Source organism: uncultured Bradyrhizobium sp. (assembly GCF_936928535.1).
Classification (GTDB): Bacteria; Pseudomonadota; Alphaproteobacteria; order Rhizobiales; family Xanthobacteraceae; genus Bradyrhizobium.
The window spans coordinates 78,709-101,659 of record NZ_CAKZHY010000098.1 but is presented as its reverse complement, the minus strand read 5'-3'; the positions used below and the strand labels follow the sequence as shown (position 1 = coordinate 101,659).

Sequence of the window (22,951 nt, the reverse complement as noted above, 5' to 3'; positions counted from 1 at the left end):
CCGAACCTATTCCCGCCTGAAGCGGTAGTCGAACGCGGCGCCGAACGGCTTGATCAATCCAACCGTCGGCGCCGGAAAATGGATCGGCAGGATCAGCGTGTCGGTGTCCGCGACGGAAGCGAAGAACTTCCGCCGCGACACTGCCGACTGCTTGGCATCCCAATCCGGCTTCGACGACCATTCAGGTTCGCGGCACTGGATCTGGTGATGCATGAGATCGCCGGCGACCACCGCGCGCTGTCCCCTCGAGAAAATGTTCACGCAGCAATGGCAGGGCGAATGCCCCGGCGTCGGCGTCAAGGTGACGGTGTCATCGAGCGCATAGTCGTCGTCGACCAGCAGCGCCTGCCCCGCCTCGACAACGGGCAGGCAGTTGTCACGGAAGACGGTGCCGGGCGGGTTGTTGCCTTTGGCGTTCTCGGCCTCCCAGGCCGCGTACTCGCCCTTGTGGAAGACGTATTTCGCGTTCGGGAACGTCGGCACCCAGCGGCCGTCGCGTAACGTCGTATTCCAGCCGGTGTGATCGATGTGCAGATGCGTGCAGAAGACATAGTCGATCTGCTCGAAGCCGATCCCGAGCGCGAACAATTCGTTGCGCCAGCGCTCCTTGCCGGGAAAGTCGAACGGCGGCGGATGCCCCTTGTCTTCGCCGGTGCAGGTGTCGACCAGGATGGTATAGCGCGGCGTCCGCACCACGAAGGTCTGGTAGGTGATGACCATCATGCCGCGCGCGGCGTCGAACACCTCGGGCTCCATCGTCGGCAGATGCCGCTCGAACACAGCCTCGTCATATCCGGGGAAAAAATCCTGCGGCCGCCGCCACGGCCCTTCCCGCTCGATCACCGCATCGATGGTGATGTCGCCGATCCGAACTTGTCTCATGGTTGTTCGCTCCCCTTTTTTGAGAGAGCGTAACGGGGGCGCCCGAGACGATCAAGCGGGCAAGATTTCAGCTCACACAATCAGGAATTCAATTCTCCCTTTCAAATGAAAACTGCTACAATATCATTTTTTAGTTGCATTGGGAGAGCCTGATGTTGGAGGGAGTCGCCGGAGCGATAAAGAACATCGCGGCCAAAGCATCATTCTTGTTTGCGCTGACGTTAATTTCGGTCATCACGAAAAATGTAATATGGCCCAGACCAACGATCGAGCAAATTTCCATCCCAAGTTCTGTGCAGCAGTGGGGTTACACATCAGAAACCTTTGCCCAGAAAGTATCGGATAGAACCCAAGACATCGCTGAGAACGCAAATCGTGGCTTCGATGTGGCTTACCCACGAAAGTCGATCGGTGTTGAAGCTATTGAGGCCAAGGTACCCGGCTCGGACTTTACGACCAGATCGGCGGCCCAATTCATTTCAGACGTTTTCGCCCTACCAAGCAATCAGCTTGCGGGGAGCGTGACCAGAACTGACAAGGAATTCCACATTTCGTTCAGGGTTGCCGGCGGCAAGCATCTAACTGCGAAGATCAAGTCGACCGGGGATAGCGCTGATGCCGACGCAATTGTGGCGGCAAGTTCAGAACTAGCGATGCAATTGGCCTATCCGTACGTGCTCGCTGCCAGCCTGTTCAACGATGAGAACGATCTCGCGTCCACGACGTTCGCACGAACTTTAGAAGTCCTAGACTACATGATAAGGAATGGGAGAGATCAATATTATGCGCATAACTTAAAATGCGCCATCTACGCGCGGCTCAACAAGACCGATGACGCAAAAACGGAATGCGAAAAAGCAATTGCGATGGAGCCCTTAAATTGGCCAGCCCACGCAAATCTGGGAATTATGTATCTATCACTCGCAATGCGTGGGATGAATCCGAGAGTACCCGGCGCTACGGCAGAAGCAACACAGAACTGTGCAAAGGCGGACGAGCAACTTGCTCAAGCAGATCGATCACATAAACTGACGCAATATCACGACGATTGGGCGAGGTGCTTGGAGATTCTAGGGAAGCAGGATCAAGCTCGCGCGCTGACGGAATAAATTGAAAAGACGCGATGAATACATTTGGGCTAGCGAGTTTATTGCTCGCTGTTGGCCGGATGAAGCGAAGGCTAATCCAAAGAGCCGCCCTAGCTCCGCAGCCCCGGCGCCTCCTGTCCGGTGCGCGCGACGTATTCCGTGTAGCCGCCGCCATATTGGTGGATGCCTTCGGGCGTCAGCTCGAGCACGCGGTTCGACAGGACGCTGAGGAAGTGGCGGTCATGCGAGACGAACAGCATCGTTCCTTCGAAATCCGCCAGCGCATTGATCAGCATTTCCTTGGTGGCGAGGTCGAGATGGTTGGTCGGCTCGTCCAGCACCAGGAAGTTCGGCGGATCGAACAGCATCTTGGCCATCACGAGGCGCGCCTTCTCGCCGCCTGAGAGCACCCGGCAGCGCTTCTCGACATCGTCGCCGGAGAAGCCGAAGCAGCCGGCAAGCGCGCGCAAGCTTCCCTGCCCCGCGGTCGGAAATTGGTCTTCCAGCGACTGGAACACAGTGCGCTCGCCATCGAGCAGGTCCATCGCATGCTGGGCGAAATAGCCCATCTTGACGCTGCCGCCGAGCGCCACCGTGCCCTCGTCAGGCTCGCTTGCCCCGGCAATGAGTTTGAGCAAGGTCGACTTACCCGCGCCATTGACGCCCATCACGCACCAGCGCTCCCGGCGGCGGATCATGAAATCCAGGCCGTCATAGATGCGCTTGTTGCCGTAGCCCTTGTAGACGTTCTTCAAGGCGACGACGTCCTCGCCCGAGCGCGGCGCCGGCGGGAAGTCGAACGCCACCGTCTGGCGCCGGCGCGGCGGCTCGACCCGCTCGATCTTGTCGAGCTTCTTGACCCGGCTCTGCACCTGCGCGGCATGCGAGGCGCGCGCCTTGAAACGCTCGATGAACTTGATCTCCTTGGCGAGCATCGCCTGCTGGCGCTCGAACTGCGCCTGCTGCTGCTTCTCGGCCATCGCCCGCTGCTGCTCGTAGAACTCGTAGTCGCCGGTGTAGGTTGTGAGCGAGCCGGAATCGATCTCGATCACCTTGGAGATGACGCGGTTGATGAACTCGCGGTCATGCGAGGTCATCAAGAGCGTGCCTTCGTAATCGTGCAAAAACTTCTCCAGCCAGATCAGGCTCTCGAGATCGAGATGGTTGCTCGGCTCGTCGAGCAGCATCACATCGGGGCGCATCAGCAGAATGCGGGCCAGCGCCACGCGCATCTTCCAGCCGCCCGAGAGCTTGCCGACGTCGCCGTCCATCATCTCCTGGCTGAAGCCGAGGCCGGACAGCGCTTCGCGCGCGCGACCGTCGAGCGCGTAGCCGTCGAGCTCCTCGAAAGCGTGCTGCACCTCTCCATATCTAGCGATGATCTCGTCCATCTGGTCGGCCTTGTCAGGGTCGGCCATGGCGGCTTCGAGCTCGCGCAACTCAGCCGCGACCTCGCTGACGGGACCGGCGCCATTCATCACCTCGGCGACGGCGCTGTGGCCAGACATCTCGCCGACATCCTGGTTGAAATAGCCGATGGTGATGCCGCGATCGGTCGAGACCTGGCCCTCGTCGGGCAGTTCCTCACCCGCGATCATCCGGAACAGGGTGGTCTTGCCCGCGCCGTTCGGGCCGACGAGCCCGATCTTCTCGCCCTTGTTGAGGGCGGCGGAGGCTTCGATGAACAGGATCTGGTGGCCGGCTTGCTTGCTGACGTTGTCGAGGCGGATCATGGGGTCTTTTTGGGGGAATTTTTGCGTTGCAGCGTAATAGGCCATGCCCTCGCCCAAGGGAAGCCCGGCGGCGTACGGATTTTGGCCCCGTTGGTTCGCCTGGAATCGCCGCTCGGCGCCGCGGGCCGCATCAAGACGGCCCCACCGCCCCCTGTCTTGACGGTTCCCCTCTTACGGGCTCGCAACCGCTACTGCCGCGATCCGCTCTCCTGGCTGTTGGCCGAGCCGGCATTCTGTTTCGCGGAAGTGGATGATCTCCTTGGTTGAGAGATACGCGTAATCGTCACGCGGCGCTGATCGATCCTATCCTCTGACAAGCCTCATCAGGACGTCGCGGCGCATGCCGTGGCGGGAAAATCCCGTCACGGATGCACCGCTGATCCGCGCTGCGCTTGCTGGAGCCTAGCGCAACCTGCCGTGAGCCGCGCGTGCGGGGAAGTCCTTCTGGTAGGCCACGAATGTTTCGGATGGGAACAACCAGGATGTTTCATCGTAGCTGACCCACGCCCCGCTGCTGTAGTGACCGGGCCCGTTCCACGCAACATCGGCCTTGCGATTTGCGTGCTGACGGTCTCCCTTCGGAAGCACCGTGCCGTCACTGCGGATCGCAACGATCTCGTGCACCAGTTGCCACAGCATCCAGACTCGGACCATTCCATTCGCCGGCGGCTCGATCTGGACCGTCTCCGTGTAGGTACTTTCCTCGCTGGTCGTCACTGAGGTCGAGAACGTCGCAGAGATCTCGGCGCTCAGCGCGCCATACGAGATGCCCAGCGATGCCGTGATCGACTGTGAAACGGTCGAAGATACGCCCTGGGTTTTCGAGACACTGATCGTCAGGGTATTGCCCACCGGAATCCGATGGTACGACTTTCCGACGGGGCGCCAGAACTGCCGCAAGACCAACTGATAGTCCGGCGCGCCGCCGCCGTCCCAGTAATTCTCGATGATCGCGGTGGTGTTTGGCAGCGTCGTGTTGGGCTTGTCGCAGACATAGGCTTCCTTGCCCGAGTTGTCGGAATTGGCCCACATGACCAGGTGCCGCTCCACGCTTTCGAGCTCGACATAGTCGGATCGATCGGGCGGCTGGCTGTTGACGTTTGCGAGTTCGGGGACAACAGGATAATTCGTGGTTGTATCAAGCATCTTGATGAACTCCATGACAGGAATGATCGTTGAAATACTATTTTAAGTAGTAATCGCGGTTATCGAAATATTCAGGTTCGTCAGTTCAAGAAGATCGCTGCCGGCTTCACGCAAAATCCTGCGCTGCCGCACGGAGCTGGTCGCTGCTTCGATGAAACCATCCTAAGCCGCGCCAGCGCCGAGCAATCGCGAACAATCTAGTCGCTTCTACTCAAGATTGAGTGGAAAAGATTGCGTGTATCGTCTCGCGTCTCGTATAGTCTCCGCGCGTCAGGATGGGGGCGGATTTGGAGCAGGACGAACTGGAGCGTCTCGTTGGAGACCGGCTGCGGCTAACACTCGATGAGATCGTGCAGCACCCTCGCCTGTCCGAGGCGCGGCGCGAATATCTGGCAAGCTTCCTGAACGTGTATGAGGGCGAACCATTCCTGGTTCGGCTTTTGCTGGAGGCGGGCCGGTTTTTCGTCTTCCATTGCGCGGCCGTCCTCGAGGCCGCCCAGGACCCTTCCCGACGTGAGACCTGGTTCACCGTCGGCGCCCTCAAGCAGCAGCTTGCCCTGTTCGGCTACGCGAGCGACCGGCAGGCGGATCATCTGATCGCGCGATTGCGGGAGGTCGGGTTTCTCGACTTGCGCAGAGCCCCCAGTGACGGCCGCGTCCGATTGCTGGCGACTACTGAGAAGCTGCGCGCGCATCACATCGAATGGCTGGTTGCGCATTTCGTGCCCCTTGCGACGCTGTATCCGGATCATGATTACGGCCCGATATTTGCGCGCGACCGGGACTTCTACCTCCTTCACTGCAGCCGATCGGTGCCCTTCAATCCTGCCGCGGCCCGCCTGATGATGACGCTGCCGGACACGTTGCTGTTCTTTGGACATGCCGCCGGACCCTTGATCCAGAATGCAGTGTTGAAGGCTGCGATGGATTTGGGCGACCCGAGCGCCGCCGTGCCCTATATCGAGGCCACCGACCGCTTCGGCGTTTCGCGAACCCACGTCCGCAACCTGATGATCTCCGCCGAGGCCGCCGGGCTCGTCAGGATCGTCGGACGCGGCGGGCGCAACATCGAGATTCTTCCGCGCTTCTGGGCAAGCTATGACCGCGGGCTCGCGGTCGGGATGTACCTGACCGATGCGGTCAATCTGGTCACGATGCGTGAATGGTCAGATAGAGCCCCGCCCGCCCCTAAGGTCGACCGCGGACAGGCGGCGCCGGAGGCAAATCCCGCTGCCAAATCGTCCCATTGTCAAACTGGATAAGCATTCCATCCGGTGAATAGACTGCGCTTAGATTGAACGCATCGACCCAAATCCGGTTAGCCGGCGAATACCAATCGGGCCAAGCCCGGGATGGTACGCCGGCTTCGGTCAACAGGTTCAATTCAGTCCCATTCTGGGTGACGTAGGCCGGAAGGTCCCCCCGGCACATCTGAATACATTTGTAGACGCCCGTGAGGTTGATCGTCTGGGCCGAGGCGCCCGAGCCGATGATTGCGGCTGCCAAGGCAGCAACGAGCGAAAGACGGTTGATGATCATGATCTTGCTCCCGGAAACAATCTCTTATTTCCTGTTTCTGTTCTTGCTGGCGCCTCTCAGCGGCGAAGCCGAAGCCAGCGTACTCGCGGTATCGGTCATCTGGATGCAGGTGAGCAGATCGACGTAGCTTTGGATTCCGCCTGAGGTCGCCTCACCCTCGCAACCGTCGCGGACGGCGGGCTTCGTCGACGACCAGACTGTGGCTAGTTGCTGTTGTGCCGAGACCTCGTCACGCATGCAGTCCGAGAAGCTCTGAGCCAACGCGAGCCCCATCGCCTTGTCGGTTTCGGACGTCGCCGTGCAGAGGGCCTCGACCTTCAATTCGGGAACGCGATCGGAAACCGGCACCAATGAATGGCTTCCGAGCATCGCGAGTGAAAACAATATCGCTTTCATCTGTCTCTCCCTTCTAAAACTGTCCCGGTTGAGCCGGCGGGGCTGGCCAATCGGACCTGAAATTGCTGGTATTGCCGTGATCGAAAAGATGTTGTCTGACGAGGACGTTTTGCTTGGCCTGAACAACGGCAGACCGCGAATATGGATTGCGCGAGCTGGTTATCGGAGCTGCGGCCGTGAGACAGCAGCTCCGACTGATTACCGGGTTTCAGAACTTGTAGTTCGCACCGAAGCGAACCAGGTTGAGCTGATCTTTGCTCGCGCCAGTGCCGGCGGCGGAGATGTAAAGATATTCCCCCTTCACGGTCCAATTCGGCGTGAAGGCATATTCCGCTCCAAGGCCAGCGGCGAGCCCGGGGCGCCAATGTGACTCGGTGCAGCCGACCAGGACGCCGGCCGTTCCGCAAGGCACGCCCGCGATACTGGTGCCATTTGCAGTTTCGCGCAGGAACGCGGCGCCGCCTGTCCCGTAGAGCAGGAAGTTGTTCAGGGCCATACCGAACCGTGCACGTGCGGTGATGATGGCGTCGGTCTTGGTCGTCAGATTCAGCGTGATGCCGGCAGGAACGCCCGCGACTGCGGGAATAACCACACCGGAGCCTTTGATGTTTGCCCAGTCGATATCGCTTTCGACACCGAGCACCACGTTGCCCTGCTGGATTTGCGCGCCGGCCGTGCCTCCGATGAAGCCTCCGTTGAGGTCGAAATTGGTACGGTCAAACCGGCTTGAGATCAGGTTGAGCGGATCTTGCTGCCCCCAACCATAGCCACCGTTCACACCGATGTAGAAGCCTGTCCAATTGTACACAGCGGCAACGGGCGCTACTGGATGCGCCTTCACCGTGAGATCTGCGGCTTTCACTCCAAATGGAGCGAGCAACGTCAAGCCGATCGCGAGCGACTTCAGAATCTGTTTCATTTTATACCCCTGAATGTCGTGTCCATGACTTTCTCGACCGGGTGCACGCGGACACTCCCCCAAGCACCGGCGTCTGCATTCAGTACAGGCGAATGAGTGTAGCCAGCCACGCGGCTTGCAACCGCGCGTTGACGCAAATCAAATGTTCCGTGAGTGAGGACGCCGACGGCTTGCCTGACCTGCCGACAAAGGTACGCATGTGTGCCGCCGCGGCCAGCACAATGCTTTTGCGATACGATCGCTCGAATATGGCTTTGCAGCGCGGCGCTCAACAGCGCAGCCCGTCAAGACAGGAGCCGCCAGAACCAGGGCCGCCGCTGCGTTTTTGTCGGCGAATGCCTTCTCGTCAGCCCATTGTCGACCGGCAGCTGCCAACCGCATCCAAGGGGCCAAGCAGTATGCGTGCAACCTACATCACGAGACTCGATTCCGATTGGGCGTTGCTCCAGACGATCGCTCTTGACGGCAATGCCTTCCTCTGTGGAATGCTGTCGCCAAATGACGAGCGACAGCACGACGAGAACGCTGATGACTAGCGTGGTACCCGCAATGGGTTGATTCAGCTTGTGAACGAACATGAGCTAGCGCGCATCATCCAACACCGCTTTTTTATATTGCCGCCTCACCAGCTTCTTCCGTTGATCCGGATCAAGACTCTTTTCGGCTCTGATTTCGCAAAATCTTCCCAGCGAATTCGAGCGAGGCAATCGAATACCGGCTGCGGTGGCAATCACGCGCCGGGATCGCTTCGTTGATTTGCATCAACGCGGCGCGCTACCGAATGGCTGCAAATGATAACATTAGCGCTTTTGCGCGCACCTCTTGGGAGGTCTGCAATGAATTCACGCGCAATTATTTCCGTGTTGTTCTTGAGCGCAGCAATGTCTGCTCCCGTGCTTGCACAGCAAGCGCAACCCACTGCGCCCCCTCTGGGGTCACCAGCCGCGACCATCACGATCCCAGGCGATCAGCTCCCCCCGCCGCCACAAAAATTCGGCGGCAAGATCGAAGAGCTTGCACCCCAATCGAAGCCATATTGGCCGGCGCGTGTTGTGCCGCCGAAGGGCGCGCCCAACGTCCTCCTCATCATGACTGACGATGCCGGCTTCGGCGTGCCGAGCACGTTCGGAGGTGTGATCCCCACACCCGCACTCGACCGCATTGCGCAGAATGGCCTGCGCTATACCAACTTCAATTCCACCGCACTCTGCTCGCCGACGCGGGCAGCGCTTATCACTGGCCGCAACCACCACTCGGCGGGGTTTGGCGTAGTGTCCGAGCAGGCGACCGGCTTTCCCGGCTACAATAGCATCATCAGTCGTGACAAAGCGACGGTAGGCCGGATCCTGCGGGACAACGGCTATCACACATCATGGTTCGGCAAAAATCATAATACGCCGGAATTCCAGGCGAGCCAGGCAGGTCCGTTCGATCAGTGGCCCGTCGGCATGGGATTCGAATACTTCTACGGTTTTGTGGGCGGCGATACCAACCAGTGGCAGCCCAATCTCTTCCGTAACACGACGCAGATCTACCCGTTCCAGGGCCAACCTCCGGGAACGTGGAATCTGACCACGGCGATGGCGGACGACGCAATCGACTATATGAAGCGCATGAGCGCGCTCACGCCGGAGCAACCGTTCTTCGTCTACTATGTCCCTGGCGGGACGCACGCGCCGCACCATCCCACGAAAGAGTGGATCGACAAGATCGGTGGCATGCACCTGTTCGACCAGGGCTGGAACAAACTGCGCGAGCAGATCTTCGCAAACCAAAAGAAGCTCGGCGTCATTCCTCAAAATGCCAAGCTCACTCCCTGGCCCAGCGACATGCTCAAGGAATGGGACACTCTTTCAGCAGATGAGAAGAAGCTGTTCACGAAGCAGGCCGACGTGTTCGGCGCCTACGTCGCCTACACCGACCACGAGATCGGCCGCGTGATCCAGGCCGTCGAGGACATGGGCAAGCTCGACAACACGCTGATTATCTATATCGAAGGCGACAACGGAACGAGTGCCGAGGGTACCATGATCGGCACGCCGAACGAGATCGCAATGTTCAACGGCGTCAACCCCAACGTCGAGGAGCAGCTAAAGTACTTCTACGATGTCTGGGGCACCGACAAGACCTATAACCACATGGCCTTGCCGTGGGCCTGGGCGTTCGACACGCCATTCTCGTGGACCAAGCAGATCGCGTCCCACTTCGGCGGGATCCGCCAGGGCATGGCGATCTCCTGGCCGGCGGTCATCAAGGACAAGGGTGGCATCCGTAATCAGTTCCACCACATGATCGACATCACGCCGACGATTCTCGAGGCGGCGAAGATCAAGCAGCCGACCATGGTCGACGGCATCAAGCAGAGCCCGATCGAGGGCGTCAGCATGATGTACTCCTTCGACGCGAAAAGCGCGAACGCACCGTCGGCGCACAAGACTCAGTACTTCGAGATGATGGGCGACCGTGGCATCTACCACGAGGGTTGGTTTGCTGCCAACAAGGTCGGGCGCAAGCCGTGGGAAAATACAGCGCCGCCTCTGAACCTCGCGACCACGCAGTGGGAGCTCTACGACCTTCGCAACGACTGGACGCAGGCGGACGATCTCGCGGCGAAGAACCCCGCGAAATTGAAGGAGCTAACGGCAGTCTTCGAGCAGGAGGCGAAGAAGTATCAGGTTCTTCCGCTCGACAACTCCCTCGTCGCGCGCGCAATCGTGCCAAAGCCCAGCATCACGGCGGGTCGCGACGTATTCACCTGGACGGGGCCGCTCGCCGGCATCCCCAACGGCGATGCACCATCTATTCTAAACTCGTCGTATAGCTTCAAGGCAGAAATCGATGTCCCGCAAGACGGCGGCGAAGGCATGCTGATCACGCAGGGCGGGCGATTTGGCGGCTACGGCTTCTATCTACTCAAGGGAAAGCCGAAGTTCGTCTGGAACCTGGTCGGCCTGAAGCATGTCCAATGGGAAAGCCCCGATGTGCTGGCGGCGGGCAAGCATACGCTGGAGTTCGTCTTCAAGTACGAAGGGATGGGTGCGGCGACGATGGCTTTCGGAAGCTACGCTGGCCTCGGCCAAGGCGGCACCGGTGTACTGATGGTGGACGGGAAGAACGTGGCGACGCAGACCATGGAGCACACGCTCCCGTTCATCCTGCAGTTCGACGAAAGCCTCGACATCGGTTCCGATACGCTGACCGGCGTGAACGACGCTGACTATCAGCCGCCGTTCAATCTGACCGCCAAGATCAGAAAAATCACGCTGACGATCGATCGGCCGAAGCTGACCCCGGACGACATCAAGAAGCTCGAGCAGGCCAAGCAGAAGGCTGCCGCAGCCCGCGAGTGAACCAAGACTGGGGCGCGATCAAATCACGCGCCCCTACTCTATCGAGCTCAAACGCCTGGGGTGCCGACCTCCCTGTCGCCTTAGCACCGTGGTTGATCCACCACTGCAAGGAATGGAGAGAGAGCGCTCATGAAGTCCGCCAGGCCCATGAGCATGGCTTTTCAGTGCTGTTCATGGCGGCTCTCCTGATGGTCTGCGTTTCCCTGATCGATCTCGCCCGCGAAACAAGAATCGCGCTTCACGAACACGATTTGCGCGTGTAATCCAAAGGGGTCGTGAAGTCTCGGGTCGGTAAACGACGTGGCAAAGGGCTCCGGAAAGAATCGCAGACGTCAGAAACCACGCGCCGATGCGCACCATCCTCCTACTTCCGGTGCGCCCCCGCAAACCCAGACTGTCGGCCGTAAGAACATACCTGCCCTGGCAATCGGCACTGGCCTGGTTCTGCTTCTCATGATCTCAGGGGCGTTGTTCTGGTTTAAGGGCTCGGATACCCCGATCGAGCCCTCTAAGGCGGCCGAATTCAGGTTCGTCGGTAGCCAAGCCTGCAGCGGATGCCATCAGAACGAAGCAAAGCTCTGGCAGACCTCGCAACACCGGCACGCCATGGAGCATGCAACCGAACAGTCCGTGCGCGGCAATTTCAACGACGTGTCCTTCGAATATGCCGGCACGCGCTCGCGCTTTTTTCGCGACGGAAAGAAATTTCTCGTCGAGACCGACGGTCCAGACGGAAAGCTTGCCATTTTCGAGATCAAGTACACCTTCGGTGTCGAGCCGCTGCAGCAATATCTCATCGAATTCCCGGACGGTCGTGTTCAAGCGCTGTCGATCGCCTGGGACACACGAGCAAAGGACCTCGGCGGCCAGCGTTGGTTTCACCTCTACCCGGATGCAGCCATTGCCAGCAGCGACCCGCTGCACTGGACGAAGCTGAACCAGAACTGGAATTTCATGTGCTCCGAGTGTCATTCGACCGGCGTGCACAAGAACTACGATGCCGCGAACAACCGCTTCGCGACGAGCTTTGCCGAGATCAGCGTCGGCTGCGAGGGCTGTCATGGAGAAGGTTCGCGCCACGTTGCGTGGGCGCACCAGAAGCCCGCCGCGCGCGGTATGGACAACGGGCTGCTCGTCAAATTCGATGAGCGAACGGGGATCATCTGGTCCACCGAGTCGGACACGTTGCGCCCAAAGCGCAGCGCGCCCGCCGCAAGCCTGCGCAAGGAGGTCGAGACCTGCGGCCGATGTCATGCCCGCCGCGGTCAGTTGTCCGAGGATTGGATCCCAGGACGGCCGCTCTCCGAAACCCACCGGGTGTCGCTGCTCGATCAGCAGCGCTTCCATGCCGACGGCCAGATGCGGGACGACGAGGAGACCTACAATTACGCGCCGTTCAAGCAGAGCAAGATGTACGCCCAGGGAGTGACCTGCAGCGACTGCCACGATCCGCATAGCGCGGCTCTGAAGGCGCCCGGCGACGGCGTCTGCGCGCAGTGTCATACGCCGGGCAAGTATGAATCCGATGCGCATCGCCATCACGCGGGCATCTCCCCGCAGCTGGCTTGTGCCTCCTGCCACATGCCCGAGCGCCGCTACATGGTCGTCGACCGCCGCCACGACCATGGTTTCCGCATTCCGCGTCCCGATCTCTCCGTCGAAACAGGCGTGCCTAATGCATGCAACGACTGCCATCGCGACAAGCCCGCGGCTTGGGCGGCCCAACAGATCCAAACCTGGTTCGGGCCGGAGCGGCATGGCTATCAGACCTATGCCCGTGCTTTTCATGCCGCCTGGAACGAGGCGGTCGATGCGCAGACCCTTCTGACCGCCGTCGCCGCGTCAGGCGATGCCGCCGGCATTGCCCGCGCCAGTGCGCTCGCTGAACTGCCCTCCCCTGATCTCAATCTGATCCGCCGCGGACTTTCAGATCCCGATCCGCTCGTCAGGCTGGGAGCGCTCGATGGGTCGGAAGGGGCACCGACTGGTCAACTCTGGCCGCTCGCCTCCGAGCAATTGAGCGATCCGGTTCGCGGCGTACGCATCCGCGCGGCCGAGCTTCTTGTGACTGTACCTGCCTCTCAACGGCCTGCCGTCGATCGCGACCGGTTTGAGCAAGCCGCAGCCGAATTCGTGGCGGCGCAGAAGCTGAACGCCGATCGGCCGGACGCGCATACTGCGCTCGGCAGTTTCTTTGCGCGACAGGCCAATACGACCGCGGCGGAGACCGAATATAGGGCTGCGCTCCGGCTTGATCCCTCGTTTGCAGCGGCCGCCATCAATTTGTCCGACGTATTTCGCCAGCTTGGACGCGACATCGATGGCGAGCGCGTCCTGCGGGAGACTCTCGCGGGGGCAGCGAAGGACGCTTCCCTGCATCACGCGCTTGGTTTGACGCTCGTTCGCGAGAAGCGCAATGAGGCGGCGCTCGAAGAACTAAGTCAAGCGGCTTCCCTCGATCCCGGTCAGGCGCGCTACGCGTACGTATATGCCATCGCTCTGCATTCGGCAGGCCGACGCGACGACGCGCTTGCGGTCCTGAGGAACAGCTTGAAAATGCATCCGAATGATCGGGACGCGCTTTCTGCAGCAATCATCCTGAGTCGGGAAAAGGGTGATGCCGCAGGCGCGTTGAGCTATGCCGAGCGACTTTCGCGCTTGATGCCCGGCGATCGCGAAATCGATGTGCTGATCAAGCAGCTCCGGCAGTAAGGACGATTCAATGGACTTGTAACCCGGCTTATCCGCGCAGGGACATCACCGAGCCGACCGTGCCATGATGCCATCATGCACCTGTTCTGCCCGACGGGTCAAGAAGATTTCGCTAAATCCGCATTCGGCGACACGTCTCACCTCGCGCCAGTCATTTCAAAGCCCTGGCTACTGTGCATGGGGTTGTTTTCGACGTTCGGTCTTGCCGGCCCCTCGCACCGTCAGTGCCGCTTGAAGTACTGCACGTCGCGCTCGTGCTTTTCGGCCGCCGCACGGCTCTTGAACGTGCCGAGATTACGCCGCTTGCCGGTCTTGGGATTCACCTTGCGCGAATAGAGCCTGTATTCGCCGGATGCGAGCTTGCGGATCATGGTTGCGCCTCCTGTCGTGGCCTTGCCCGTCAACCCGCTTTGCGCGCGGTCCGTTCCGTCAGGGCCTTGCCTGTGGCGGAAACAGTTGATTGGCGAACGGCTGCGGATCGGAGGGAACCTTCATGACGACGAAGCTGCGTCCCATCGACCGGTGACAGGCGTTGCAGCCCTCGGTGAGATCACCCAGAGCCTTTGCGAATTTGCGGCCGTCCTTTGCCGCAATCGCGTCGGACGTCGCCTGCAGCGACGGCTCCAGTGTCGTGACATTGCTGACGGGGATGCCGGAATAGAGCAAGGCGGCCTCGACCAGGCTCGCCTTGAGCTGGCTCAGCTCGAAAGCCGCAAGGTCCCAGTTCTGCGCCTTGGCGGCCAGCCAGAGCTTCTGATGGCGCGTCTGCGCGGCGCTCATGATGTCGCCGAGCCGCGGCACGTACTGGTCGGCCGACGGAGATCTGAGATCCTGCGCCGCTACGGTCGTCGCCGCTCCCATTATCGCCAGCGCCAGCATCCATCCTCGAGGCATCATCGCAAGTCTCCCGTCGATCTGAAGACCTAAGTCTACGACGGGCTGGTCCCGACAGGCCTTGCGCTCGATCAAGCATTGCGAGCTAGAAGCACAAGGTGGTGACGAGCTTGCCCTGCTTGTCCTTGATCGCGTAGGGACAACGCAATCGCTCCAACGCCTTCTTGGCGTCCTCGTCGCCGAGCGCAGCCGCGCGCTCGTAATAGGCCTTCGCGGCGTCCTTGTCCTTGGGACCGCCGCGGCCCTCCTGCGCGAACGCGCCCATCCGCTCCAGCGCACCGGGATGGTTTTGCGCCGCCGCCTTCTCGAACAGTGCGCGCGCAGCGACGTCGTCCTTCTCGCCACCATTGCCATTGGAGAGCATCAGCCCGAGCTGGTATTGCGCCTCCGCATTGGTCTCGGCCGCCTTGGCGAGCTGCGTGCGCGCCTGCGCAGGATCGGCCGGCGCTCCGCCGCCGGCGCCGCCGAGCGCTGCGAGGTTGGAGACGCCACGGGGATTGCCTGACTGCGCCGCCTTCTCGAACAGCTTTCGCGCCTGCGCCTCGTCCTTGGCAACTCCCGAGCCGGTGCCATAGGCGACACCGAGCTCGACCATCGCAGCACTGGAGCCCTTGTCGGCCGCCTTGCGCCAGGCGGCGAGCGCGTCCGCCGTCTGGCGGTTGGCGGCATAGGCGCGGCCCAACGCAAACATCGCGCGGCGCGAAGACACTGCCGCCTGCTTGCAGAATTTGATGGCGGTCGCGACATCGGCGGCAGCGATCTCAGGCACGCCCTTCACGTCAACAGGCTTGTCCGGGTCGCTCGGATCGGCGGCAACACGGTCGCACAGGACCAGATCGGCCGATTGCGCGTGCGCGGCGATCGGCGCGGCAAGAGTGACGAGAATGGCCAGGAGACAAGTCCGCATGATCATCACGTTGCGTCCGCCTGCCGGCGAATTCAAGGCTCGAGTCCGGACTGGCGCAGCACGGGCACGACCTCGGGCGATGCCAGATAGCGCAGCAGCCGGTCGGCCGCTTCGGCCTGCCTCGCATTCGTCATGCGGCCTGCGGAGAACACGGCCGGACTCTGCAAGTCGTGCGGGACCGGGCCGATCACCTCGATGCCGCCAACCTGCTTCAGCTCGCTGATCTGCTGCACGGCCAGGTCCGCCTCGCCGCTGACGAGCCGCTCCGCCGTAAACCCCTGCTCGACGATCGTGGCCTTGGCATTGATCTCGGCCGCAATGCCCATCCGCACGATCAGCGCGGCGAAGTACACGCCGCTCGCACCGAGCCGCGAATAAGCCACGGACCGCGCCGCGAGCAACGACTTGCGCAGCACGGCTTCGCTCGAGATATCGGGATGTGGCTGCCCTGCCCGCACGGCGAGGCCGACATAGGAGCGCGCGAGGTCGGCCGCGCTGTCCGCAATCACCCTGTCCTCGCCGATCATCTCGTCGAGCCCTTCGCGCGTGAGGATGACGAGATCGGCCGCCTCGCCGGCGCGCAGGCGCTTGAGCAGCGCCAGGGTCGGCGCGAAGTCGGCATCGACGTGGATGCCCGTTGCCGTCTCGAACGCGGCGGACAGGCTGCGCATTGCGCCCATCAGGCCGAGCGTCGAGAGCATGCGAACATATTCCATGTGATTTCCCTGTAACGATCAGGCGCGATGCATCAGCTTGAGCGTGGCGGTGAGGCGCAGGCTGCGCTTGCCGGCCAGTGCAGTCGCCTCCAGCATCGCCTGATCGCCATCGTAGGTACCGGCAAAGCCGATCCCGACCTCGTGGCCGCCAAAGATCGGGTCGTCCTTGGCGGTCGTGTGCTCCTGATTGAGGATCTGCCCCTTCCAGCGGCCGTTCGCGGCGGTGTAGCTGCCGAGATAATAGAACGAAGCATCACCACCGAGGATGCGGCCCCGGTTGAGCAGCATCACGCCGGTCAGCCCGCCATCGACGCCATCGAGCATGCGCAGGTGAATCGAGTAGAGGCCATCGGTTATGCCGGACTCGCCGACTCCGCCGGCGATCGGCACCTCCTCCTCCGTGATCGGTGTCATCAGCGACTGGAAGGGCACGCCGGGCAGCTCTTTCAGCTCGCCCTTGAAGCGGTAGAGATCGCCATCGGCAAATCCTTTCGCGATCAGCGTCGCATCGTCGGTGCCCGCCATGGCGCGGTAGTTCGGATCGGGGTTGTGCCGGACGGTCTTGATGATGGTGTCGACGCCGTCTTCGGTCTTCTCGTAGGTGCCGATATGGGCGAACGCCGAATTGCCGCCGAGCATCTTGCCATTGCCGGCATGCATCACGCTTCGGCCGACGGCGTCGCCGAGCTGAAACCGCACCTTGTAGAAGCCTTCAAACACCAGCCGTCCCCGGCCCTGCGCACATCCTGCGACCAATCTATCCCGGTTTCGGCCGACATGGACAGGCTTCACCCCGGCATAGCCGCCAGACCCACAACAAGCACTGTCAGCAGAACGCAAAAATCCGCCGGAGCCTTCCAGCTCCGGCGGATCGAAACACGACCCGGGCCAGCTCCCCAGCCCCCGGGCCGGGAGGATGTTAGGCCGCGGCCTTCTTGTCAGCGGGCACGGACGCGATCGTCTTCAGGATCTGCGAAGCGATCTGGTATGGGTCGCCCTGCGAGTTCGGGCGGCGGTCTTCCAGATAGCCCTTATAGCCGTTGTTGACGAAGGAGTGCGGAACGCGGATCGACGCACCACGATCAGCCACGCCGTAGCTGAACTTGTTCCACGGCGCGGTCTCGTGCTTGCCGGTCAGACGCTTGTCGTTATCAGGGCCGTAGACGGCGATGTGGTCCATCAGGTTCTTGTCGAAGGCAGCCATCAGCGCCTCGAAATACTCCTTGCCGCCGACCGTACGCATATACTCGGTGGAGAAGTTGGCGTGCATGCCCGAGCCGTTCCAGTCGGTGTCGCCGAGCGGCTTGCAGTGGAACTCGATGTCGATGCCGTACTTCTCGGTGAGGCGCAGCATCAGGTAGCGGGCCATCCACATTTCGTCAGCGGCCTTCTTGGAGCCCTTGCCGAAGATCTGGAATTCCCACTGGCCCTTCGCGACTTCCGCGTTGATGCCTTCATGGTTGATGCCGGCAGCCAGGCAGAGGTCGAGATGCTCTTCGACGATCTTGCGGGCGACGTCGCCGACGTTCGAATAGCCGACGCCGGTGTAGTACGGGCCCTGCGGCGCCGGATAGCCGGCCTCGGGGAAGCCGAGCGGACGGCCGTTCTTGTAGAAGAAGTATTCCTGCTCGAAGCCGAACCAGGCGCCGGCGTCGTCGAGGATGGTGGCGCGCTTGTTGGAGGCGTGCGGGGTCTTGCCATCGGGCATCATGACTTCGCACATCACGAGCACGCCGTTGGTGCGCGCACCGTCCGGGAAGACCGCGACCGGCTTCAGCACGCAATCGGAGCTGTGGCCTTCGGCCTGCTGGGTCGAGGAGCCGTCGAAGCCCCACAGCGGAAGCTGCTCGAGCGTCGGGAACGACGAAAATTCCTTGATCTGGGTTTTGCCGCGCAAGTTCGGAGTCGGCGTATATCCGTCGAGCCAGATGTACTCGAGCTTATACTTGGTCATTGAGCCTCTCTGTAGATGATGCGAAAGGTGGGGTTGAGAGCCCCGCACGTTTGTACCCGGCCATCATCGGCCGACACTTCATAAGCATTTTGCGTGCCAAAAGGCCGCAGTGCGGGAGGTTATCCACCGCGGACGGAACCGGCGAGCCGGCGGAAAAATGTCCCGGCAGCGTGCGTCATAGCCGCGCACCTTTGCGTGAAGCTGCACTGCAAAAATCCCGCGGAAAACGCCTGATTCTGGAGCAGGCAGCCGCCTGCCAGAGGTTGCCGATCAAACGCGCATCAACGTCCGGCAACTTTCGCAAAGCGCGCCACCCCTGCCTAGCAACCTTTGGAATGGCCTAGGCGTTAGTCATCGACATCGTGCCTTGGCGGGTGCAGATAGCCGCCTGCTCAAGAATTGGGCGGAAACTGATCTCCTTTTCATCACTTTGCTTTTCGGGACGCCGGGCCGATATGGGGATTCCAGTAACCACATCAGAACGAGTCGGGCGCACCATGGAGGCCAAGGCGCTTCGACCAAGGAGCAATCGCAATGATGAACAATGGTCTAAGTCACGGATCTGCAGAGATCTATCAATTCCCTGTCGGCGGCCGCGCGGCTCTCGCCGGGCGCCGCTATGGCGAGACCCGCCTTCCCTCTGATCACGCGTCGCTTCCCGCGAACACATCGATCTGTAGCGATAGCTGGTACCACCAGGACGCAGTCGACGAAGCGAAGCCCAAATGGGACCGCTAATGCCAGTTTCGGGTTCAAGACCGCCGCGCTCTTTCGAGTGCCCGACGGAAGTTTGAAAAAGGGTCGAAACAACGAAGTTTCGACCCTTTTCGATTCCGAGCCTAACGGCGTCAGATCACCGCGCAGGCCGTGACCGGCCGCTTCAGATGCTGGACCGTGGTCGTCCCGGTCTTGTCGATGCGCAATGTGATCCCCGCCCCCGAATACCGCGCGCCCGAAACCGCCAGGCGCTTGGCCAGCGTCACCGGCTCGCCGTCGATCTGGAGAAACGCGCGCTTGTCCTCGTCATAAAACGCTACGATGAACTGCGTACCATCGACGCAGCGATAGGTCCGGAACGTCTGCGCGTCGGCCTGCCGTGGACCCGTCATCCCCGCCGCCAGCATGGTGATCCCCAAAAGAATAGCCTTGTGCCGGCCCATGATCGCCCCCTGTAATAGACCCCAAGGACGCCCTCGGTGCGTCCAGTGGAACCATAACCCAAGCTGAGCCCATGCAAGACTCTTCCCAAAAGGACTCGCCTGCCCGTCACCTCGCTTTGCAAGGCGCCAGCAATTTTCGTGACCTCGGCGGCTATGCCACGACGGACGGCCGCACCACCCGCTGGCGCCATATCTTCCGCTCCAATCATCTCGGCCAGCTCACCGCCGAAGATATCGAGATCGTCCGTTCCCTCGGCGTCAAGAGCGCCTTCGACTTCCGTGGGCTGGAGGAGCGCACCGCCGGCGTCTGCGTCGTGAACGAGATCACCGTGTATTCGCTGCCGATCGAGCCGACAGTGGTGGCTTCGCTGCGGGCCGAGCTCGCCAGGGGCGCGCTCACTGCGCCGGTTGCGCTCGAGCTCATGCGCGAGTCCTATCGCAATTATGTCCGCCACAACACGCACAGCTTCCGCACGCTGTTCGGCCATCTCCTGGAAGACCGCGCCCCGCTCGTGATCCACTGCACCGCCGGCAAGGACCGTACCGGCTTTGCCAGCGCCCTGATCCTGCACGCCCTCGGCGTGCCCGATGAGGTCATTGCCGAGGATTACCTGCTGACCAACCGCCACTACAAGCGCGAGGCCTCGAGTGTCTCCGATCTGCCTGTCGACGTCCTCGACGCGATCGGCTCGGTCAACGCCTCCTATCTCGCTGCCGCTTTCGATGCCGTTAGCCGCGACTATGGCGATGTCGAAACCTATTTGCGCGACGGCCTCAAGCTTGGCGCGGCCGAGCGGACCGCATTGAAGCAGCGTTACCTGCAAGCGTGATCCGGCAACGGCCGTCTCACGCCGTCAGCCCCGCAGCTTTGATGATGACGTCGTTGAAAGCGATCGAGACCTGCATGGTGCTCCAATCGCTCTGGTGCAGCTGGTCGGGATCGGTCACATCGACCAATTGCTCGAATGGCACGTTGTTCTGCACATGCCAATGCCGCATCAGGGCCCAGCGCTGAAACAGATTGACCCCGGCCTCATTGGCAGCCTCGCGGATCAGCCGGACCATTCTGTCCGACAGGTCGGCCCGATCGTCCCACAGCATCTTCGTCGTATATTGCGGATCCATCACCACAACCTCGAAGCCGCGGGCGCGCAATTGCGCCAGCCCCTTCCTGATGTTCCCGGCAACGACGTCCACGTCGTACTGGTCGTTGTGAAAAACTGCGTTCGTTCCCACCTGCCAGATCACCAAGGCCGGGTCATCTGGGAAAATGTCGGTCTCGAACCGCCCTAGCTCTTCGGTTGCCTCTTGCCCGCCGATACCCCGGTTCAACACGTCAATGCGGAGATCCGTCCGTTGGAGAGCATCCCTAGCGTATCGCCGCAGATACATCTCGAGCCGGTAGGGATAAGGCACGACATCGCCCCGTCCGGCCGTTGACGACGAGCCCATCGCCACGATCCGCACCACGCCCTTGCCATCGAAGGCTTGCCGGAGCCGCATCAGGGGATATTTCAGATCGACGATTGCAGAGGGAAATTCGATGGAGGGAAAATGATCCGGCATGAAACAATCTCCTCGAACGATCTAAGGTTGCATCTATAGCCCAGCCTTGATGCGGGCGCCATTGCAACTCCATCCGGCCTCGCGCAATAGTCAGCGTGAATTGAGACGACGGAGGGTATCGTGCAGGGAAAAGTCATCGTCGTAACAGGCGCGCTCGGCGCGCTTGGCAAGGTGGTCGCCGACACCGCGCAGTCACGCGGCGCGTATATCGCGGGCATCGATCATGCGCCCTCGCAGGTCCCGGCGACGACTGAGCGCATCGAGATCGGCGGCGTTGACCTGTCGGACGCAGCGCAGGCGAAGACTGCCGTCGAGACCGCCGCAAAGCATTTCGGCAGACTGGATGCCTTGATCAACATCGCCGGCGGCTTTGCCTTCGAGACGGTCGGCGACGGCGACATCAAGACCTGGCATCGCATGCACGCGCTGAACCTGCTGACCGCCCTCAACACCTCGCACGCGGCGTTGCCGCACCTGGCCGCCTCGAAGGCCGGCCGCATCGTCAATATCGGCGCCATGGGCGCGCTCCAGGCCGACTCCGGCATGGGCCCCTACGCGGCATCGAAGGCGGGCGTGCACCGCCTGACCGAGGCTCTGGCCAACGAATGGAAGGGCAAGGTCACCGTGAACGCGGTGCTGCCGTCGATCATCGACACCAAGGCCAACCGCGCCGACATGCCGAACGCGGACTTCGCCAAGTGGGTGACACCGCAAGAGCTTGCCGAGGTGATCCTGTTCCTCGTCAGCGACGCCGCGAGCGGCGTCACGGGCGCGCTCATTCCGGTAAGCGGACGGGTGTGATCAATCCGGCACCAGCAGCCGCAGATTGCCCTTGAAGCGGATGCTCTGCTTGCCGGCGAGCGCCATGCCCTCGCCATAGGCGGTCTCGTCGGTATAGGTTCCGCTGAAGCCGATGGTTACGATCTTGCGGCCCCACACCGGGCGCTCGTCGAATGACGGCGAATGCTCTTCGTTGGTCAGCTCGCCCTTCCATTTGCCGTCGGCGCAGGTGTAGCTGCCATAGGCGAAGAAGAACGAGTCGCCGCCGCGCATGGTGCCGTCGCGCAGCACCATGACACCCTGGTTGCCGCCCTGGACGCTGTCCAGGAACTCGATCCGGATGTGATAAAGCCCGTTCCTGATCGTCATATTCGAAAAGCGCCCTGTTCCCCGCGCGAGGATATAGCTGGCTTGGCCGCGTCCGGGCAAATGCCGATCAGCCCAGAGTCCGATCCGGGCTAGACTGGCCCCGACTGATTCTCCGATCGGAAGCTCGCTTTGGAAACCGCGCTCTACCTCCCCGTCAAACGATTCCTCGAAGGCCTCGGCTTCGACGTGAAGGGCGAGATCCGCGGCTGCGATCTCGTGGGCCTGAGCGCCGGCGATCCGCCGGTGGTGGTGATCGGCGAGCTCAAGCTCGCCTTCAATCTCGAACTGATCCTGCAGGCGGTCGATCGCGCGCCGGCGGGCGACGAGATCTGGATCGCGGCCAAAATATCGGCGCGCGGCAAGGGCCGCGAGAGCGATGCGCGCTATCGCAATCTGTGTCGTCGCCTCGGCTTCGGTATGCTCGGGGTAACCGACAAAGGCCAGGTCGAGGTGCTGGTGAAGCCGCCGACGGCAGCCCCGCGCCGCGAGCCGAAGACGCGCTCACGGCTCGTCGCCGAACATCAGCGCCGCCAGGGCGATCCCGTGCTCGGCGGCAGCACCCGCGCGCCGATCATGACGGCCTATCGCCAGCAGGCATTGGCCTGCGCATCCGAACTTGTCGCCGGCCCACGACGTGTGCGCGATTTGCGCGAACGCTGTCCCGATGCGGGCAAGATCTTGCTTAACAATGTGTATGGCTGGTTCGAGCGTGCGGACCGGGGAATCTACGGACTGACGCAGGCAGGACATGCGGCGTTGAAACGCTGGCCGCAACGACGGACCGAGATCGGTGTCTCGTCACCATCATGACACCCGACCGGTGCATAGCTGAGATGCCAC

General features: G+C 61.5%; 22 protein-coding genes. 8 read left to right on the top strand and 14 right to left on the bottom strand.

The window, feature by feature from the left end:
• Positions 1 to 6: 6 nt before the first annotated feature.
• Positions 7 to 882: an MBL fold metallo-hydrolase gene (locus tag Q0687_RS20620; protein WP_298880512.1), complete on the bottom strand. Its 876-nt coding sequence runs from the start codon at positions 880 to 882 to the stop codon at positions 7 to 9.
• A 152-nt stretch (positions 883 to 1,034) separates the two neighbouring features.
• On the opposite strand from Q0687_RS20620, the gene Q0687_RS20615 reads away from it, so the two are divergent.
• The gene (locus tag Q0687_RS20615) at positions 1,035 to 1,991 is read left to right on the top strand and encodes a hypothetical protein (protein ID WP_298880510.1); all 957 of its coding nucleotides are present in this window, start codon (positions 1,035 to 1,037) and stop codon (positions 1,989 to 1,991) included.
• An 89-nt stretch (positions 1,992 to 2,080) separates the two neighbouring features.
• Here the strand turns inward: Q0687_RS20615 and Q0687_RS20610 are convergent, their stop codons facing one another.
• Positions 2,081 to 3,703, bottom strand: coding sequence for an ABC-F family ATP-binding cassette domain-containing protein (locus Q0687_RS20610; RefSeq protein ID WP_298880507.1), 1,623 nt, complete (start codon positions 3,701 to 3,703; stop codon positions 2,081 to 2,083).
• 402 nt (positions 3,704 to 4,105) lie between these two features.
• On the bottom strand, positions 4,106 to 4,864 hold the full coding sequence (locus Q0687_RS20605; protein ID WP_298880504.1) for a hypothetical protein: 759 nt from the start codon (positions 4,862 to 4,864) through the stop codon (positions 4,106 to 4,108).
• Positions 4,865 to 5,136: 272 nt separating this feature from the next.
• On the opposite strand from Q0687_RS20605, the gene Q0687_RS20600 reads away from it, so the two are divergent.
• Complete coding sequence (locus Q0687_RS20600; RefSeq protein WP_298880501.1) at positions 5,137 to 6,111, top strand: hypothetical protein; 975 nt, start codon at positions 5,137 to 5,139, stop codon at positions 6,109 to 6,111.
• Positions 6,112 to 6,412: 301 nt separating this feature from the next.
• On the opposite strand, the gene Q0687_RS20595 is transcribed toward Q0687_RS20600, so the two are convergent.
• Both Q0687_RS20595 and Q0687_RS20590 read right to left on the bottom strand, forming a co-directional pair.
• On the bottom strand, positions 6,413 to 6,784 hold the full coding sequence (locus tag Q0687_RS20595; RefSeq protein WP_298880499.1) for a hypothetical protein: 372 nt from the start codon (positions 6,782 to 6,784) through the stop codon (positions 6,413 to 6,415).
• 208 nt (positions 6,785 to 6,992) lie between these two features.
• A complete protein-coding gene (locus Q0687_RS20590) occupies positions 6,993 to 7,703 on the bottom strand; it encodes an outer membrane beta-barrel protein (RefSeq protein WP_298880496.1) in 711 nt (236 codons plus the stop codon).
• Between the two features lie 881 nt (positions 7,704 to 8,584).
• On the opposite strand from Q0687_RS20590, the gene Q0687_RS20585 reads away from it, so the two are divergent.
• On the top strand, positions 8,585 to 11,053 hold the full coding sequence (locus Q0687_RS20585; RefSeq protein ID WP_298880726.1) for an arylsulfatase: 2,469 nt from the start codon (positions 8,585 to 8,587) through the stop codon (positions 11,051 to 11,053).
• Positions 11,054 to 11,353: 300 nt separating this feature from the next.
• Positions 11,354 to 13,765, top strand: a complete 2,412-nt coding sequence (locus tag Q0687_RS20580; protein WP_298880494.1) for a tetratricopeptide repeat protein — start codon at positions 11,354 to 11,356, stop codon at positions 13,763 to 13,765.
• Between the two features lie 221 nt (positions 13,766 to 13,986).
• Here Q0687_RS20580 and Q0687_RS20575 read toward each other — a convergent pair whose 3' ends face one another.
• The 6 genes from Q0687_RS20575 to Q0687_RS20550 form a co-directional block, all read right to left on the bottom strand.
• Complete coding sequence (locus Q0687_RS20575; RefSeq protein ID WP_084292415.1) at positions 13,987 to 14,136, bottom strand: hypothetical protein; 150 nt, start codon at positions 14,134 to 14,136, stop codon at positions 13,987 to 13,989.
• A 58-nt stretch (positions 14,137 to 14,194) separates the two neighbouring features.
• Positions 14,195 to 14,662, bottom strand: coding sequence for a hypothetical protein (locus Q0687_RS20570; protein ID WP_298880478.1), 468 nt, complete (start codon positions 14,660 to 14,662; stop codon positions 14,195 to 14,197).
• Positions 14,663 to 14,744: 82 nt separating this feature from the next.
• On the bottom strand, positions 14,745 to 15,566 hold the full coding sequence (locus Q0687_RS20565; RefSeq protein ID WP_298880475.1) for a tetratricopeptide repeat protein: 822 nt from the start codon (positions 15,564 to 15,566) through the stop codon (positions 14,745 to 14,747).
• 32 nt (positions 15,567 to 15,598) lie between these two features.
• Positions 15,599 to 16,282: a substrate-binding domain-containing protein gene (locus Q0687_RS20560; protein ID WP_298880472.1), complete on the bottom strand. Its 684-nt coding sequence runs from the start codon at positions 16,280 to 16,282 to the stop codon at positions 15,599 to 15,601.
• An 18-nt stretch (positions 16,283 to 16,300) separates the two neighbouring features.
• The gene (locus Q0687_RS20555; protein ID WP_298880469.1) at positions 16,301 to 17,002 is read right to left on the bottom strand and encodes a GrlR family regulatory protein; all 702 of its coding nucleotides are present in this window, start codon (positions 17,000 to 17,002) and stop codon (positions 16,301 to 16,303) included.
• A gap of 199 nt (positions 17,003 to 17,201) precedes the next feature.
• The gene (locus Q0687_RS20550; protein WP_298880466.1) at positions 17,202 to 18,236 is read right to left on the bottom strand and encodes a glutamine synthetase beta-grasp domain-containing protein; all 1,035 of its coding nucleotides are present in this window, start codon (positions 18,234 to 18,236) and stop codon (positions 17,202 to 17,204) included.
• Positions 18,237 to 18,770: 534 nt separating this feature from the next.
• Here Q0687_RS20550 and Q0687_RS20545 point away from each other — a divergent pair.
• Positions 18,771 to 18,974 carry a DUF2735 domain-containing protein gene (locus Q0687_RS20545; protein ID WP_298880464.1) on the top strand — a complete coding sequence of 68 codons (204 nt, stop codon included), beginning with the start codon at positions 18,771 to 18,773 and terminating at the stop codon, positions 18,972 to 18,974.
• Between the two features lie 110 nt (positions 18,975 to 19,084).
• On the opposite strand, the gene Q0687_RS20540 is transcribed toward Q0687_RS20545, so the two are convergent.
• Positions 19,085 to 19,396, bottom strand: a complete 312-nt coding sequence (locus tag Q0687_RS20540) for an MliC family protein (RefSeq protein ID WP_298880462.1) — start codon at positions 19,394 to 19,396, stop codon at positions 19,085 to 19,087.
• 71 nt (positions 19,397 to 19,467) lie between these two features.
• On the opposite strand from Q0687_RS20540, the gene Q0687_RS20535 reads away from it, so the two are divergent.
• Positions 19,468 to 20,226, top strand: coding sequence for a tyrosine-protein phosphatase (locus Q0687_RS20535; RefSeq protein ID WP_298880460.1), 759 nt, complete (start codon positions 19,468 to 19,470; stop codon positions 20,224 to 20,226).
• 16 nt (positions 20,227 to 20,242) lie between these two features.
• On the opposite strand, the gene Q0687_RS20530 is transcribed toward Q0687_RS20535, so the two are convergent.
• The gene (locus tag Q0687_RS20530) at positions 20,243 to 20,962 is read right to left on the bottom strand and encodes an SGNH/GDSL hydrolase family protein (protein ID WP_298880457.1); all 720 of its coding nucleotides are present in this window, start codon (positions 20,960 to 20,962) and stop codon (positions 20,243 to 20,245) included.
• A gap of 120 nt (positions 20,963 to 21,082) precedes the next feature.
• On the opposite strand from Q0687_RS20530, the gene Q0687_RS20525 reads away from it, so the two are divergent.
• Positions 21,083 to 21,763, top strand: coding sequence for an SDR family oxidoreductase (locus tag Q0687_RS20525; RefSeq protein WP_298880455.1), 681 nt, complete (start codon positions 21,083 to 21,085; stop codon positions 21,761 to 21,763).
• Here the strand turns inward: Q0687_RS20525 and Q0687_RS20520 are convergent, their stop codons facing one another.
• Entirely contained in the window at positions 21,764 to 22,111 is a 348-nt protein-coding gene (locus tag Q0687_RS20520) for a GrlR family regulatory protein (protein WP_298880452.1), read from the bottom strand.
• Positions 22,112 to 22,240: 129 nt separating this feature from the next.
• Between Q0687_RS20520 and Q0687_RS20515 the strand changes: the two genes are divergently transcribed.
• Entirely contained in the window at positions 22,241 to 22,921 is a 681-nt protein-coding gene (locus tag Q0687_RS20515; RefSeq protein ID WP_298880451.1) for a DUF2161 family putative PD-(D/E)XK-type phosphodiesterase, read from the top strand.
• Positions 22,922 to 22,951: the final 30 nt, after the last annotated feature.